The organism is Hymenobacter baengnokdamensis, from assembly GCF_008728635.1.
Taxonomy (GTDB): Bacteria; Bacteroidota; Bacteroidia; order Cytophagales; family Hymenobacteraceae; genus Hymenobacter; species Hymenobacter baengnokdamensis.
The window spans coordinates 667,523-682,807 of the sequence record NZ_CP044285.1 but is presented as its reverse complement, the minus strand read 5'-3'; the positions used below and the strand labels follow the sequence as shown (position 1 = coordinate 682,807).

At 60.6% G+C, this 15,285-nt stretch carries 14 protein-coding genes; 6 read left to right on the top strand and 8 right to left on the bottom strand.

Annotated elements, in window-relative coordinates:
- Positions 1-87: 87 nt before the first annotated feature.
- The gene (locus F6X24_RS02845) at positions 88-1,077 is read right to left on the bottom strand and encodes a DMT family transporter (RefSeq protein WP_151086425.1); all 990 of its coding nucleotides are present in this window, start codon (positions 1,075-1,077) and stop codon (positions 88-90) included.
- A gap of 72 nt (positions 1,078-1,149) precedes the next feature.
- Between F6X24_RS02845 and rpiA the strand changes: the two genes are divergently transcribed.
- Positions 1,150-1,899, top strand: coding sequence for a ribose-5-phosphate isomerase RpiA (gene rpiA / locus F6X24_RS02840; RefSeq protein WP_151086423.1), 750 nt, complete (start codon positions 1,150-1,152; stop codon positions 1,897-1,899).
- 119 nt (positions 1,900-2,018) lie between these two features.
- On the opposite strand, the gene pgl is transcribed toward rpiA, so the two are convergent.
- Genes pgl through gndA form a run of 3 tightly spaced genes read right to left on the bottom strand, consistent with a single transcriptional unit; the run spans position 2,019 to position 5,791 of the window.
- Complete coding sequence (pgl, locus tag F6X24_RS02835; RefSeq protein WP_151086422.1) at positions 2,019-2,747, bottom strand: 6-phosphogluconolactonase; 729 nt, start codon at positions 2,745-2,747, stop codon at positions 2,019-2,021.
- Positions 2,744-4,261: a glucose-6-phosphate dehydrogenase gene (gene zwf, locus F6X24_RS02830; RefSeq protein ID WP_151086420.1), complete on the bottom strand. Its 1,518-nt coding sequence runs from the start codon at positions 4,259-4,261 to the stop codon at positions 2,744-2,746. Before zwf ends, pgl begins: the two co-directional genes overlap by 4 nt.
- Positions 4,262-5,791, bottom strand: a complete 1,530-nt coding sequence (gene gndA / locus F6X24_RS02825; protein WP_151086418.1) for an NADP-dependent phosphogluconate dehydrogenase — start codon at positions 5,789-5,791, stop codon at positions 4,262-4,264. It abuts the gene before it with no gap.
- Between the two features lie 145 nt (positions 5,792-5,936).
- Here gndA and F6X24_RS02820 point away from each other — a divergent pair, with 145 nt between their 5' ends.
- Positions 5,937-6,368 carry a DUF4174 domain-containing protein gene (locus tag F6X24_RS02820; protein WP_151086417.1) on the top strand — a complete coding sequence of 144 codons (432 nt, stop codon included), beginning with the start codon at positions 5,937-5,939 and terminating at the stop codon, positions 6,366-6,368.
- A gap of 58 nt (positions 6,369-6,426) precedes the next feature.
- On the opposite strand, the gene dusB is transcribed toward F6X24_RS02820, so the two are convergent.
- Positions 6,427-7,416 carry a tRNA dihydrouridine synthase DusB gene (gene dusB / locus F6X24_RS02815; protein WP_151086415.1) on the bottom strand — a complete coding sequence of 330 codons (990 nt, stop codon included), beginning with the start codon at positions 7,414-7,416 and terminating at the stop codon, positions 6,427-6,429.
- Positions 7,417-7,532: 116 nt separating this feature from the next.
- On the opposite strand from dusB, the gene F6X24_RS02810 reads away from it, so the two are divergent.
- The 4 genes from F6X24_RS02810 to F6X24_RS02795 all read left to right on the top strand — a co-directional run bounded on the left by F6X24_RS02810 (position 7,533) and on the right by F6X24_RS02795 (position 11,851).
- Positions 7,533-8,492: a CPBP family intramembrane glutamic endopeptidase gene (locus tag F6X24_RS02810; RefSeq protein WP_191906429.1), complete on the top strand. Its 960-nt coding sequence runs from the start codon at positions 7,533-7,535 to the stop codon at positions 8,490-8,492.
- A 27-nt stretch (positions 8,493-8,519) separates the two neighbouring features.
- On the top strand, positions 8,520-9,503 hold the full coding sequence (locus F6X24_RS02805) for a phosphatidate cytidylyltransferase (RefSeq protein WP_191906428.1): 984 nt from the start codon (positions 8,520-8,522) through the stop codon (positions 9,501-9,503).
- Positions 9,504-9,684: 181 nt separating this feature from the next.
- Complete coding sequence (locus tag F6X24_RS02800) at positions 9,685-10,971, top strand: Glu/Leu/Phe/Val family dehydrogenase (protein ID WP_151086409.1); 1,287 nt, start codon at positions 9,685-9,687, stop codon at positions 10,969-10,971.
- Between the two features lie 217 nt (positions 10,972-11,188).
- Positions 11,189-11,851: a phosphatidylserine decarboxylase family protein gene (locus F6X24_RS02795; protein WP_151089488.1), complete on the top strand. Its 663-nt coding sequence runs from the start codon at positions 11,189-11,191 to the stop codon at positions 11,849-11,851.
- 86 nt (positions 11,852-11,937) lie between these two features.
- Here the strand turns inward: F6X24_RS02795 and F6X24_RS02790 are convergent, their stop codons facing one another.
- The 3 genes from F6X24_RS02790 to F6X24_RS02780 form a co-directional block, all read right to left on the bottom strand.
- Positions 11,938-12,603: a hypothetical protein gene (locus tag F6X24_RS02790; RefSeq protein ID WP_151086407.1), complete on the bottom strand. Its 666-nt coding sequence runs from the start codon at positions 12,601-12,603 to the stop codon at positions 11,938-11,940.
- Between the two features lie 70 nt (positions 12,604-12,673).
- The gene (kynU, locus tag F6X24_RS02785) at positions 12,674-13,951 is read right to left on the bottom strand and encodes a kynureninase (RefSeq protein WP_151086406.1); all 1,278 of its coding nucleotides are present in this window, start codon (positions 13,949-13,951) and stop codon (positions 12,674-12,676) included.
- An 80-nt stretch (positions 13,952-14,031) separates the two neighbouring features.
- The gene (locus F6X24_RS02780; protein WP_151086404.1) at positions 14,032-15,234 is read right to left on the bottom strand and encodes a thiolase family protein; all 1,203 of its coding nucleotides are present in this window, start codon (positions 15,232-15,234) and stop codon (positions 14,032-14,034) included.
- Positions 15,235-15,285: the final 51 nt, after the last annotated feature.

The window sequence follows — 15,285 nt, the reverse complement described above, 5'->3', positions numbered from 1 at the left end:
CGGCCGGCCTGGCGTCGGGCCGGGCGGCCACGCCGGCCGGCGCTGGCTTTCGGAAATGGCAAACTGCAACCGCAGCCAACCCTGTGCCTACCGGGCCCGGTGAATGATAAATACGCCCGCCAGAATAATGACCATGCCGGCCGCGTGCCACAGGTTGAACGCCTCGCCATCGAGCGCGCCCCAGGCCAGCGCCACAATGGGAATGAGGTAGGTGCTCGATGAGGCAAACAGCGTGGTAGAGCGCTGAATGAGCATATTGAAGAGCATGGTGGCCACGGCCGTGCTCATAGTGGCCAGCAGAGCGATGTAGCCAAACGCCGGCCACGCGCCCGGCACCGTAGCCAGCTTGTGCACGAAGCCCGTGCCCAGCAACAAATACGCCAGCGCAGGTCCGCCGATAAGCAGTAGGAGCAGCGAGGTGACGGCTACCGGCCTCATGGCGTGCAGACGATGCTTTATCACGTTCACGCTGAGGCCATAGCCCACGGTAGCCACCACAATGTAGAGCCCGTACCAGGCATTGCCCGCGCCGCCGGCCGGGGTGGTGGCGTCGCCGCTGCCGCCGAGCAGCATTAGCACCACCGTGCCCACCAGGCCCAGCCCGATACCCAGCACGCGCAGCCCGGTGAGGCGCTGCCCGAACAGCAGCGCCCCCACCAGCAGCGCAAATACTGCCGTGAGAGCATTGAGCACACCCGCCAGCCCTGAGGCCAGTCGCGTTTCGGCATAGGCAAAGAGGAAAGCCGGAATAAGCGTGCCCACCGTGCCGCTGAGCGCCAGCCACTTGAGGCGGCTGCGCTCAACGCGGCCGATTTCGCGCAGCCCAAACGGCAGGAGCAGCAGCGCCGCTACGCTCACCCGCGTTGCGCCCAGCTCCATCGCCGAAAACACCACGAGCCCTTTCTTCATCAAAATAAAAGAGGTGCCCCAGATGAGCGAGAGTACCAGCAGCAGGCCCCAGGCCGAAGCGGGCGGGCCGGCCTCGTGCGCTACTACTTCGGGGGCGGCCGACACGGCGGGGGCAAGGGCAGCTTCTGGTAGGCTGGCGGTAGGGCGGGGCAGGGCAGGGGCAGGCATTGCTCAAAATTACGCCCGGCCGGAGGCGTAGCTGTGCCGTAACATTGTCGTGGCTTTCACTTTCTCATCTTTATGGCTTCTCTCATCCCCGCTCTTTCGCCCCAAGAATATGAAAAACAACTCGCTGCCGCCGCTGCCGTGGGCTGGGTGCGCGAGGGCATGCTGCTAGGACTGGGCACCGGCACCACGGCCGCGCATTTTATTACCCAGCTTGGCGAAAAAGTGCGCAATGGCCTGAAAGTGCAGGGTACTGCCACCTCGCTGGCCAGCGAAGCGCTGGCGCGGCAGGTGGGTATTCCGCTGGTGGAGCCGCGCCGGGGCCTCACCTTCGACCTGGCCGTGGACGGCGCCGATGAGCTCGATGGGCAGCTGCGCCTCATCAAAGGCGGGGGCGGCGCGCTATTGCGCGAAAAAGTGCTCGAAACGGCCTCGCGCTATCTGCTCGTTATTGCCGATTCTTCCAAGGTGGTGCCCGTGCTGGGCCGTTTTCCGCTGCCGCTCGAAGTGGTGCCCTTCGCCCTGCCCTGGGTGCTCGATGCGCTTGAGCAGCTGGGCGGCGCCCCAGTGCTGCGAATGCGCAAAGACGACCCGGCCGCACCCGCTTATTCCGACCAGAAAAACCTGCTGGTCGACTGTCATTTTCAGCAGATTGCGGAGCCGGAATGGCTGGCTACGCAGCTCAAAACCATTCCGGGTATTGTGGAGCACGGCCTCTTTATTGGCCTGGCCAAGGCGGCAGTGGTTATTCAGGGCGGCGTAGCCCAGGTGCTAAAGCCCGGCGAAGCCGCCCGTCCGGCTGCGGAGTTTGCCGAGCTGCCATAAGAAAAAACAGGGCTATTTAGGAAGCGATAAAAACTAAAGAAGAACGTCCTAAACAGCTTCAGTAGTTGTTTTATAAAAAGGGAAGGCCACGCTAAGCATGACCTTCCCTTTTCTAGCGGTTACCTGTGCTTGATAAGCGCCGCCGCCGCCTCGTCCAGAAACCACTCAACTTCTCCGTGCTCCGGTTGAATCAGCTGGGCCGGATACTGCTCCATATTGCGCGGAAGCTCCAGCACCTGCCGCACGGCCTCGGCCTTGCCCGCGCCGTAAACCAGGAAGGCCACGGCCCGCGCCTGGTTTATCAGCGGAGCGGTAAAAGTGATGCGAAACACTTCCTGTTCGGGCAGCCATACTTCCTTCACGCCCACGGTGGTATCGTGCAGCACGGGCGTGTGCGGAAAGAGCGATGCCGTATGCGCGTTGTCGCCCAGGCCCAGCAGCACCAGGTCGAATACTGCTTTTTCTTCCCCAAAAAACTCCTCCACGGCCACGCCATACTGGGCGGCCGCTTCGGCCGGGGCCAGCCTGGTATCAACGGCAACAACCTGAGTGGGGCGAATATTCAGCGAATTGAATAAAGTCGTTTTGGCCAGCAGGTAGTTGCTCTCGGGCGAGGTTTGGGGTACGTTGCGCTCGTCGCCAAAAAAGAAGTACACCTGCTCCCAGGCCAGCTGCGAGCGATATTCGGGCGAGGCCAGCAGCTCGTAGAGCTTCTTGGGTGAGCTGCCCCCCGACAGCGCCACCACAAAGCGGCCGCGGGCCGCCAGGGCCTGGCTGGCAACCGCCACGAAGTAATCGGCAAGCGCGCGCAGCGTGTCATCGGCGCTCTTCAACACGTGTAGGTTCATGGTTTCTTGTTGTTGAGCGGCAGCGTAAACCAGTGGAAGCCATCCTTGGCCACGAGGGCTTCGGCCACTTCCGGCCCCCACGAGTCGGCCGAGTAGTTGGGAAAATTCTGGCTGATGCGGTTTTGCCACGACGTCAGAATGGGCATCACCAGGTCCCAGGCTTCCTCTACCTGGTCGCCGCGCATAAAGAGCGTCTGGTCGCCCAGCATCACGTCGAGCAGCAGCGTTTCGTAGGCTTCGGGCGCTTCGCTCACGTAAGTGCCTTTGTAGTCAAACACCATATCCACGGTGTTGAGCATCATCTCCACGCCGGGGCGCTTGGCCTGCACTTGCAGGCGAATACTCATTTCGGGCTGAATGCTGATAACCAGACGGTTCTGCTTCATGGTGTCCACCGTTTCGGGCGGAAAAATGAAGTGCGGCACCTCCTTAAACTGAATGGTTATGACCGAGGCCGACCGGTGCAGCCGCTTGCCGGTGCGCAGGTAAAACGGTACCCCGTGCCAGCGCCAGTTGTCCACAAAAAACTTTACCGCCGCGAAGGTTTCCGTATTCGATTGGGGGTTAGCGCCGGGCTCCTCGCGGTAGCCGGGCACCTGTTTTCCCTCAATCCAGCCCGGCCCGTACTGTCCGCGCACGGCCTGCTCGCGCACGCTTTCGGGCGTGAAGCGGCGCATGGCCCGCAGCACGTCCACCTTGCGGTCGCGCACTTCTTCGGCGCTGAAGCTCACCGGCGGCTCCATGGCCACTATGCACAGCAATTGCAGCAGGTGGTTCTGAATCATGTCGCGCAGCGCCCCCGAGCCATCGTAGTAGCCCGTGCGCTCGCCCACGCCCAGGCTCTCGGTTACTGAAATCTGGACGTGCTCGATGTAGTTGCGGTTCCAGAGCGGCTCCATTATAGCATTGGCAAAGCGGAAAGCCATGATGTTCTGCACCGTCTCCTTGCCCAGATAATGGTCGATTCTGTATATTTGCTTTTCCTGGAATATGCGACCCAGCAGCGTATTTAGCTCCTTGGCCGAATCGAGGTCGTGGCCAAAAGGCTTCTCAATAACGATGCGCGTGCGTTCGGCATCTTCCGTCAGGCCGGCTTTGGCCAGGTTTTCGGCAATAATGGGGAAGAAGTTGGGCGCTACCGCCAGGTAGTAGATGACGTTGGCGGGCGCTTTCCAGTCTTTTTCCAGCTCCTTGATGCGCGTGCCAAACTCCTTGTAGGTCTTGGCATTCTGCACGTCGGCGGCCTGGTAATAAATGTGCGGCCCGAAAGCCTCCCACTGCTCCTGCTTCACCTTGCCGCTACGCGAAAACTCGTTTACGTCGCTCAGCATCCGGCCCCGGAAGTCGTCGTCGGTGAGAGGGGTGCGGCCCGTGCCGATGAGGGCAAACTGCTCGGGCAGCCAGCCTTCGAGGTAAAGGTTATACAGGGCCGGGGCCAGCTTGCGGGCGTTCAGGTCGCCGGTGCCGCCAAAAATGACGAAAACGGTCGGCTGTGATTTTAAAAGCGCGTTCATCTACAAGTGCTTGTTAAGAGGCTCTTCGTTTGACTGCTTAGTGCCGGGCACGGGCGGCGTGGCCGGCGCCTGGTTTGCCTGCGGGCCGGCCGGCGACTCTACCTTGTCGCGCAAGCCCGTCCATTGCGTATGAAAAACACCTTCTTTCCCAATCAGCTCGTAGGTGTGCGCCCCGAAATAGTCGCGCTGCGCCTGAATAAGATTCGAAGGCAGGCGGGCCGTGCGGAAGGCATCAAAATAGCCCAGCGCCGAGGTGTAGGCCGGTACGGCCAGCCCGCTCGTTACGGCTGCCGCGATAAGGCTGCGTGCGCCGCCCACGCTGCCCTGCACCAGCGGCTGCACCTTGCCATCGAGCAGCAAGTGAGCCAGCTGGTTATTGCCTTCGAAGGCATTGAAAATGTCGTTCAAAAATGCCGAGCGGATAATGCAGCCGCCGCGCCAGATTTTAGCAATGGTGGCCAGGTGCAGGTCGTATTTGTACTCTTCCGACGCCTTGGCCAGCAGGTGCATGCCCTGGGCATAGCTCATTATCATGCTGAAGTAGAAGGCCTGCTCCAACTGCCTGAGCACTTCTTCCTTATTGCCAGGCAGCTGGCCGGCTTCGGGGCCGTACTGCGCAGCCAGCTGCACCCGCAGCTCTTTGTACTTCGATAAGTCGCGCATCGACACGGCCGTGTCGATAGTCGGGATGGGGGCCTGCAGGTCCATCGCCACCTGCGAAGTCCACTTGCCGGTACCCTTGGCGCGGGCCTCATCCTTGATGTCGTCGAGCAGCAGGTGGTCGGTGCCGGGGGCGTTGAAGGCAAATATATCCTTGGTTATATCTAACAGGAACGACTGCAGGCGCCCCTCGTTCCACTGCGTAAATACCTGGCCGATAGCTGCGTTATCAAGACCCAGGCCGGTTTTAAGCACACCGTAGGTTTCGGCTATCAGCTCCATCAGGCCGTATTCGATGCCGTTGTGCACCATTTTTACGAAGTGGCCCGCCGCCCCTGGGCCCATGTAGGCCACGCAGGGCGCGCCATCAACTTTGGCCGCGATGGCCTCAAACACCGGCTGCATTACTTTGTAGGCCTCGGCGTCGCCGCCGGGCATCATGCTAGGGCCAAAGCGGGCACCTTCCTCGCCGCCGCTCACGCCCATGCCGAAGAAGTGCAGGTTTTTGGCCGCCAGCTCCTTGGCCCGGCGCTCGGTATCGGTGAAGTGCGAGTTGCCGCCGTCGATGAGAATATCGCCGGGGCTAAGCAGCGGTGTCATCTCCGCAATCACGCTGTCGACAATAGCGCCCGCGGGCACCAGCATCATGATAGCGCGGGGCATTTTAATGCTCTGCACAAATTCTTTGGAGTCCATAAAGCCCTTTACGGGCTTGCCCTGGCCTTCCTGGCCGAGCAGGTCTACCTGCTTTTGGTTTTTGTCGTAGCCAGCCACCGCAAAGCCGTGGTCGGCCATGTTCAGCAGCAGGTTGCGGCCCATCGTGCCGAGGCCAATCATGCCGAATGCGTAGTCCATGGGGGTGTCGCTCATTGTGCGAAGAAATAGGAGTGAAAGCGCAAAGGAAAGCTATACGCACAAACGGGCGCCGGGCTGCCGGTGAACGCCTGGTGAAGCAGCCACCTGGCCGCGCCGGGCTCGATTAGCGTAAGCAGCAGGTAATCTCCTTGGCTTGAACATGACGGCTTCCACCTGGATATTTTGCGGGCTGGCTATGCTCGGGCTGCTGGCTGCCCACCCCACCCCCACACCCAGCCTGGCGCACACGCTGCAAGCCAGTCGCTGGCAGCACCGGCTGCTGCTCATTGGCGCGCCCACGGCTAGCCAAGCCGATTTCCAGCAGCAGAAAAAGCTGCTGGCTGCCAGCAAAAAGGGATTAGCCGAGCGCGATTTTCAGGTAATTGAGGTTGTCTACGACCAGCTTTCGCCCGCCGACCGCCAGTGCTGGACCCAGCGGCTCGCCCAGCCGCTGGCCGGCTTTCGAGCCGTGCTCATCGGCAAAGACGGCGGCGTGAAGCGCACTGAAAACCAGCCGCTAGCCCCTGCCGACCTCTTCGGCACCGTCGATAAAATGCCCATGCGCCGCACGGAGATGCAGAATGGGAGATAGTGACAGGCGATTTTTGTGATAGTTATTATTTTTAAACTATCAATCCGTAAGCCGCCGGCTAGCCCACCAGCACGGCGTCGCTGGCCGCAATTTCTTCTAATATAGCGTATACCTGCTCCCCGTTTTCAGCATCGACCAGGCGGGTGCGCCACTGCTTGGCCCCTTCGAGCCCGCGGAAATAATGCGCGTAGTGCCGTCGCATCTCAAAAATACCGGCCTTCGGGCCTTTCCACTCCAGGCTTTTGTCGAAGTGCATCCGGCACATGGCAATGCGCTCTTCCAGCGTGGGCGGGGCCAGGTGCTGGCCCGTAGCCACGAAGTGCTTTACTTCCCGAAAAATCCACGGATAGCCGATAGCGGCCCGGCCTATCATCACGCCATCCACGCCGTAGCGGTTCTTGTAAGCGAGCGCTTTTTCGGGTGAATCAATATCGCCATTGCCGAATATGGGAATTTTAATGCGCGGGTTGTTCTTGATTTTGGCGATAAGCCGCCAGTCGGCTTCGCCTTTGTAGAGCTGCACGCGGGTGCGGCCGTGCACGGTAAGCGCCTCAATGCCCACATCCTGCAGGCGCTCAGCTACTTCCTCTACGTTCAGCGTGTCGTTGTCCCAGCCCAGGCGGGTTTTTACGGTCACCGGCAGGTGGGTATTTTTGACTACGGCGGCGGTCATGGCTACCATCTTGGGAACGTCGCGCAGCAGCGCCGCGCCCGCGCCGCGCAGGGCCACCTGCTTCACCGGGCAGCCGTAGTTGATGTCAATCAAATCGGGCCCGGCCTCGGTGCTGATGGCCGCGCATTCGCCCATCGTGTCTACGTCGGAGCCAAAGAGCTGAATGCCAATGGGCCGCTCGTAGTCGAACACGTCGAGCTTCTGCCGGCTTTTGGCCGCCGCCCGAATCAGTCCTTCGCTCGAAATAAACTCGGTGTACATGAGGTCGGCCCCATTGGCCTTGCACACGGCCCGGAAGGGCGGGTCCGATACGTCTTCCATTGGCGCGAGCAGCAGCGGGAAGTCGGGCAGCTGAATAGTACGAATCGTAACCACGGAAATAGGCGGGCTTTAAGTAAAAGAACGTCGCGCTGCAGTAAGCACAGTACGTCGGACGAATATTTATTGCGCAAATTTACACCCCCTTGAACACCTCTGGCTTTATGAAAGGTTTGACGCCCCGCTCCGTACACCCCGCTGTGCAACTTCTGATGCTGCTGGGGCTGGCCGTGGCGGGGCTGTGCCTGGCCAGCCTGCTGGCCCTGCTGCTGGCCAATGCCCTCTACGGCGTGTCGATGCTGCAGTTTGGGGCGCTGGCCGCCGCGCCCGAGCGTGCCCCGCACGGCTGGGAGGTGCTGATGCTTTACCAGGGCCTGTCGCTGGCGGGGGTGGGGGCCGGGGCAGTGGTGCTGCCACTGCTAGTGGGGCAGTCTGTCGGTAGCTACTACGCGCCGCGCCGGCTGGGGGCGGCCTGGTGGCCGGCCGCCGCGGGGCTGGTTATTATCTGTTCGGTGCCTTTTCTGTCGGCCCTGGTAGCCTGGAATGCCGGGGCGCACTTCCCGGCGGCGCTGCATGGCTTTGAGCTATGGGCGCGCGATAAAGAAGACCAGGCCGCCGGCCTCACCAAGTTTCTTACCGACTTTCACACGCCCGCCCGGCTGCTGGTTGGGCTTATCGTTATTGCCATTGTGCCGGCCGTGGCCGAAGAGCTGGTGTTTCGGGGCGGCGTGCAGCGCTGTCTGGTGCGGTGGTTCGGCTCAAGGCATATGGGCGTGTGGCTGGCGGCCGCCATTTTCTCGGCCATTCATGTGCAGTTTTTCGGCTTTATTCCGCGCTTTGTCCTGGGCCTGCTCTTAGGGTATCTCTACGAATGGAGCGGCAATATCGTCGTATCGATGGCCGCGCACTTCACGCAGAATGCCTTGCAGCTGGTAGTGCTCTATCTGTTTCAAAACAAGCTGCTGCCCGCTGCTTTCGACCCCGACGCCAATGCCGCGGTGCCTTGGCCGGCCGTTATACTCTCGGCCGCGCTCACGGCAGGGCTGCTCTACTGGCTGCATCAGCGCTGGTCGGCCAGCCAGCCAGCCCCTTCGTTAGACTCCGTACTGCCCAGCGAGCGCGTGTCCCGCTAGCTTCTTTACGCCTTAATCTTTGCCGATTTGAATCCAGCTACTACCTCGCCCGCCCCCGAACCAGCCGAGCCCAAAGGCCCCAGCAACCTGCGCCTGCGCGTTATCTGGGGTGCGCTGGCGGCGGCGCTGCTCATCGGCTGCACCTTTGGCGGACCTATCTCCTTTGCGCTGTTTTTTGCGGCCGTCCAGGCCGTGATTTTGAAAGAGTTTTACCGGATAATGCGGGCCAGCGGGCATCGGCCGGCCAGCTGGGCTGGAGGGATTGTAGGAGTATTGATTTTCGCAGTCATCAATTTTCTTGTCGGCTGGACTGTATATGGGGGGCTATTTCACTTATCCGTTAATAGTACCCTTTATCCTCCTTTGTCAGCCTTTCCGCAGGCTACGCCTGGGTCATTCAGGTTATTCGACCTTGTAATGCTGCTATCAAGCATTCCCCTCTGGATTGCGGCGGCTATTCTACTATTGGTCGTGTTAATAATAAGAGAAACCGTATTGTGGCCGAATCATGGTCAGCCTTTCTCAAATATTGGGGCTACGCTCACTGGCTTACTTTATGTCAGCCTGCCGATGGCTTTGCTGAGCGTTATAGCCTACGGCTCGGGCCACTTCGAGCCCGGCCGTATCTTCTGCCTCATTTTCTTCGTGTGGGCGGCCGATACCGGCGCCTACTTCGCGGGCAAAAACTTTGGCAAGCACAAGCTGGCGCCCAGCATCTCGCCCGGCAAAACCTGGGAAGGCTGGGCCGGAGGAGCAGCGCTTACGCTCGTTACGGGCTGGGCAGCCGGCTATTTCCTGCCCGATATTCCGCTGAGCCACCGTCTGGTGGCGGCGGGTGTGGTGGCCGTGTTCGGCCCGCTCGGCGACCTCGCCGAGTCGATGCTCAAGCGCAGCGCGGGCGTCAAAGACTCGGGCACCTTCCTGCCCGGCCACGGCGGCCTGCTCGACCGCTTCGACGCTTTTTTGCTGGTGCTGCCGGTGCTGGCCCTGCTGCAAGCGCTGCTGGGATGATGGGTAATGGGTAATGGGTAATGCGGGCCTGCTCAATTGAGCAGTATTGCTCATTGCTCTACCGCTCATCAATTACTCATTACCCATTACTCATTCCCAACCGGCGTACCTTTGCGGCGCGTTTTCGTAAGCGCATCTGTCCTCCATCATCCCACCCACCCCTCACTTTTTATCCTCTCACATGGCAGCCACCACTGTGTACAAAGAGCCGGCCCCGCGGGTCGACACCGAAAATCCGCTTGAGTCCATGATGTCGCGCTTCAATATCGCGGCCGAAATATTAGGACTTGACGATACTACTTATGAAGTACTGAAGGCGCCCGATAAGCAGGTTATCGTGCACATGCCCGTATCGATGGATGATGGCAAGGTGCGCGTATTTGAAGGCTACCGCGTGGTGCACAACACCATACTGGGCCCCAGCAAGGGCGGCATTCGCTATGATATGCACGTGCACCTCGACGAGGTGAAAGCCCTCGCCGCCTGGATGACCTGGAAGTGCGCCGTGGTCGATATTCCCTACGGTGGGGCGAAGGGTGGCATCATCTGCGACCCTACTACCATGAGCGTGGGCGAGATTGAGCGCCTGACCCGTGCCTACACCGTGGCCATGAAGGATGTATTCGGCCCCGACCGCGACATTCCGGCCCCCGACATGGGCACCGGCCCCCGCGAGATGGCCTGGATTATGGACGAGTTTTCCAAGACCGTGGGCTCGACTGCCTCGGCTGTCGTGACGGGTAAGCCCCTGGTAATGGGCGGTTCGCTGGGTCGCACCGAGGCCACCGGCCGCGGCGTAATGGTATCGACGCTGGCCGCGCTCAACAAGCTGGGCATGAAGCCCGAAGAAACTTCGGTAGCCGTGCAGGGCTTCGGCAACGTAGGCTCGTGGGCCGCCAAGCTGTTGTTTGATAAGGGCTTGAAAGTGAAGGGCGTATCTGATATTTCGGGTGCTTACTGGAACGATAACGGCATCAACATCGACGAGGCTATTGCCTACAAAAATGCCCACAGCGGTCGCCTGGAAGGCTTTGAAGGCGCTGACCCCATGGACCCCACCAAGCTGCTGACCTCAGCGGTAGACGTAATTGTGCCGGCCGCTGTCGAGGATGTGATTACCGAGCACAATGCTCCCTTTATCCAGGCTAAGCTCATTGTGGAAGGTGCCAACGGCCCCACCTCGGCCTCGGCCGACCCCATTATTAATGAGAAGGGCATCATGGTAGTGCCCGACATTCTGGCCAACTCGGGTGGCGTAACCGTAAGCTACTTTGAGTGGGTGCAGAACAAGCAGGGCTTCAAGTGGAGCCTCGATATGGTAACTGACCGCGCCGACCGCATCATGACCGAAGCCTTTGAGAAAGTGTACGTTACCAGCCAGAAATACAGCGTCCCGATGCGTATTGCGGCCTACGTAGTAGCCATCGATAAGGTAGCCCAAACCTACAAGTACCGCGGCGGCTACTAAGACCACTGATTAGCACGAATTTTAGCGGATTTCACGGATTTTGTGGACGGCTATCGGCTGGCTCCTTCTGCCATGAGGAGCTAGCCGATAATTGCTTGGTTAAAAGAGCGCGTTAACAACTGTTGCCGTTAATTTACGTGTTAATTAAGTGAAGTGCCGAGGGCGGTTAACCGTCCACAAAATCCGTGAAATCCGCTAAAATTCGTGCTAATCAGTGATTAAGATACACAAAGAAGGTCGCCGCATCTTGTTCGTGACGCTACTCGTGCTGCTGGCCCTCAACCTGCTGCTAAGTCGCTACAACGGCCCCAACGTGGTGTTTAATCGCATTTTTGCAGGTGCATCAGTAGTAGCTTTTCTGCTGCTGCTGCAGTTCTTCCGCTCGCCCTTTCGCCGCTTGCTCACGCACGAGGACCTGCTGCTGGCCCCGGCCGATGGCAAAGTGGTGGTGATTGAGGAAGTGATTGAAACCGAGTATTTTGAGGATGCCCGCCGGCAAATCAGCGTATTTATGTCGCCCATCAATGTGCACATTACCCGCAATCCGGTGTCGGGCATCGTCAGGTATTTTAAGTATCACCCCGGCCAGTACCTGGTGGCCTGGCACCCCAAAAGCAGCACCCAAAATGAGCGCACCACGGTAGTAGTTGAGAGCGACGCCGGTCCGCTGGTACTCTTCCGGCAGATTGCCGGGGCCATGGCCCGCCGCATTGTGTGGTATGTGAATGAGGGCGATGAAGTAAGCCAGGGCGAAGAGTTTGGTTTTATCAAGTTCGGCTCGCGGGTCGATATTTTTGTGCCCCTCAACGCCGAGATTAAAGTAGAGCTGGGTCAGAAAGTGAAGGGCGGTGAAACCGTGCTTTGTCAGCTCATAAGCTAATCGCTGCAAGCGCTTCAACAGTAAAAAGCCCGGCCGCAATCGTATGCGGCCGGGCTTTTTACTGTTGACGGAGACGGAGCTGAGGCCTATTGCTGCTGCATTTGTTGCTTCATAAGCTGGGCAGCTCCGGGAATGTGTTGGAGCAGCAGCCCCAGCGCCAGCATAACGCTGAAGCAGATGAGCAGCGGCAGCAGCCACCCGCGCGGCTTAAACTGATGCGTACCCACGTAGCGCGGCCAAAACCAGAGAATGTAAGCCAGGATAGCCGGCAGATTCAATAGCGGCACTAGTAAAGGGTTGATAGTATATTTTTGCATAAAAATATTTACTATCACCGCTTCTCCAATCAGGTACGCCAGCACGAATGCAACCAGTCCCCAGATGGCCTTGGTGCGCTTGAGGCGGCTCAGGTTCATCGCCAGCAGCACGGCACCCGCAATAATAGTATTGAAGAGCACCGAAAAAAGGACAATTACACCCGGCGTGTACAGCACGGGCTGCTCTTCGGCGGGTAGCCCAATGTTTTCGGCACGGTTGAGCCGGGCTGCTTCGGCCGCTGCGGCGGCCTGGGCCTGGGCCGCGGCCTCCAGCTGGGGCCGTAGCGTCGTTTCCTCGGGGGCGGGCTGGCCGCGTCGTCGCAGTTCGTCGAAGGCGGCCAGCACGGCGTCTTCGCGGTACTGGGCGTAGCCAGTCACGTACTCGCGGAGCGCCGCATCGGACTTAAGGGCCATCTTGGCCGCGTAATCTTCCATAATAGGGGAGTGAGCAATGAGCAGCGCGCAATGAACAGTGGCCGGTTGGGCAGCAACTGTTCACCGCTCGCTACTGATTGTAAAACTCAGAAATAGCTGCGCCTGCCCGGCGCACATCTTCAAACGAATTATAGAGCGGTACGGGTGCAAGGCGAATGACGTTGGGCTCGCGCCAGTCGGCAATAATGCCCCGCGCAGCCAAAAAGTTGAATAAGTCGCGCCCGCGCTCGTGCACCAGCAGCGAGAGCTGGCAGCCGCGCTGCGCCGGGTCGGCGGGGGTAATGATTTCGAGCCTGGTCTTCGGTAAGCCCAGTTGGTTGATAAGAAACTCGAGGTAGCCAGTCAGCTTTTTGCTCTTGGCGCGCAGCACAGCCACGCCGCCGGCGCGGTCAAAAATCTCCAGGTTGGCCCGGTGCACGGCCATCGGCAGCACCTGCCCGCACGAGAGCTGCCAGCCCGATGCCCCCGGCGACGGCCGGAAGCCCGGCTTCATCTGGAAGCGCTCTTTGGGGTCCTGGCCCCACCAGCCGGCCAGTCGCAGCAGGTCGGGCTGATGCGCAAAGCGCTCATTAATAAATACTCCCGACGTGCCGCCCGGTCCCGAGTTCAGGTATTTATAGGTGCACCAGCAGGCAAAATCCACGTCCCAGTCGTGCAGCTTCAGCTCTACGTTGCCGGCCGCGTGCGCCAGGTCGAAGCCCACGGTGGCCCCCACCGCGTGGCCCGCCCGCGTAATGGCCGCCATATCAAAGACCTGCCCCGTGTAGTAATTGATGCCGCCAAAAATGACCGTCGCCAGTGAGTCGCCCAGCTCGGCGATTTTGGCCTCGATGTCTTCGGTCCGCAATAAGTGCTCGCCGGGGCGCGGTAGCATCTCCACAATGGCCTCGGCCGGGTCGAGGCCGTGCAGGCGTGCCTGGCTTTCGAGCGCGTACTGGTCGGAGGGAAAGGCGCCGCCTTCCATCAGCACCTTGTAGCGGGTGGCAGTGGGCCGGTAAAACGACACGAGTATTAGGTGTAGGTTTACTGTGAGCGTGTTCATTATCACCACTTCCAGCGGGTGGCCGCCCACCAGGCGGGCCGCGCCTTCGGTCAGGTTTTCGTGGTAATACATCCACGGCGACTCGCCCTGAAAATGGCCTTCAACGGCCCGCGTCTCCCACGAGTTAAACTCGGCCTCCACGGCGGCGCGGGCGGCGCGGGGCAGCAGGCCCAGCGAGTTGCCGCAGAAGTAGGCAGTGGGCCGGCCATCCGGACCGGGCGGAATGTGAAATTCCTGCCGGAAGGCAGCCAGGGAATCGGCCGCATCCTGGGCGGCGGCAAAGGTGGGCGAAAGGTCGTAGGTCATGCGGGGTGGGAAGTAGCGCGGACTCTGCGAGTCCGCGCGCAAGTAGTTCAACGCGTGGGCTCTGTGAGTCCACGCTACGCTTACATTTTCTCGAAAACCATGGCGATGCCCTGGCCTACCCCCACGCACATGGCGGCGAGGCCGTAGCGAACGCCCTCGCGGCGCTGCATCTCGTGCACCAGCGTGGCCACAATGCGGGCCCCGCTCGACCCCAGGGGGTGGCCAATGGCGATGGAGCCGCCATTCACGTTCACCTTGCTCACGTCGGCCCCGAGCTCCCGGATAACGGCCAGGCTCTGGGAGGCAAAGGCCTCGTTCAGCTCCAGCAAATCCATGTCGGCCAGGGTGAGGCCCGCGCGGTCCAGCGCCTTGCGGATAGCCGGCACCGGCCCCATGCCCATAATGGCCGGGTCGACGCCCGCCACCGCCGAGGATATTATCCGGGCCAGTGGCTTGAGGTTGTAGCGAGCCAGCGCCTCGTCGCTCACCAGCAGCGCGGCGGCGGCCCCGTCGTTGATGCCCGCCGAGTTGCCGGCCGTTACGGTGCCACCGTCGAGCTTGAAGGCCGGCTTAAGGGTAGCCAGCTTTTCAAGGCTCGAAATACGAGGCTGCTCGTCGGTGTCAAACAGAGCCGTATCGCCTTTGGGCTGCGGCAGAAACACCGGCACCAGCTCCTTACGGAAGCGGCCTTTTTCGGCGGCGCGGTGGTACTTGCGCTGGCTCTCAAACGCGAACGCATCCTGCTCCTCGCGGCTGATGTTGTACTGGGCGGCCACGTTTTCAGCCGTTTCGCCCATCGTGTAGGGGTAGTGCTCCTTGGCCAGGCGCGGGTTCACGAAGCGCCAGCCCAGCGTGGTATCGTGGGCGGTGAAATCGCGGGCAAAAGCTGTGGCCGACTTCGCCATCACGAAGGGAGCGCGGGTCATGCTCTCCGAGCCCCCAGCCAGATACACGTCGCCTTCACCCACTTTAATGGCGCGGGCTGCATCCATAATGCTTTGTAAGCCGCTGGCACAGAGACGGTTTACAGTGTTGCCCGGCACAGTGACGGGCAGGCCGGCCAGCAGGGCGGCCATGCGGGCCACGTTGCGGTTGTCTTCGCCGGCTTGGTTGGCGGCCCCCATTATTACGTCTTCTACGGCGTTTTTGTCGAGGCTGGGGTTGCGGCGCAGCAGCTCACGCAGTACGAGGGCGGCCAGGTCATCGGGGCGGACGCTGCTGAGCGCGCCGCCAAACTTTCCAATCGGGGTGCGCACGGCATCCACGATATACGCATTGGGCATTCCAGAGTATCGTTGGGGCGAAGCGAGTCCGCCGGTTGAGGGCTAATTTTG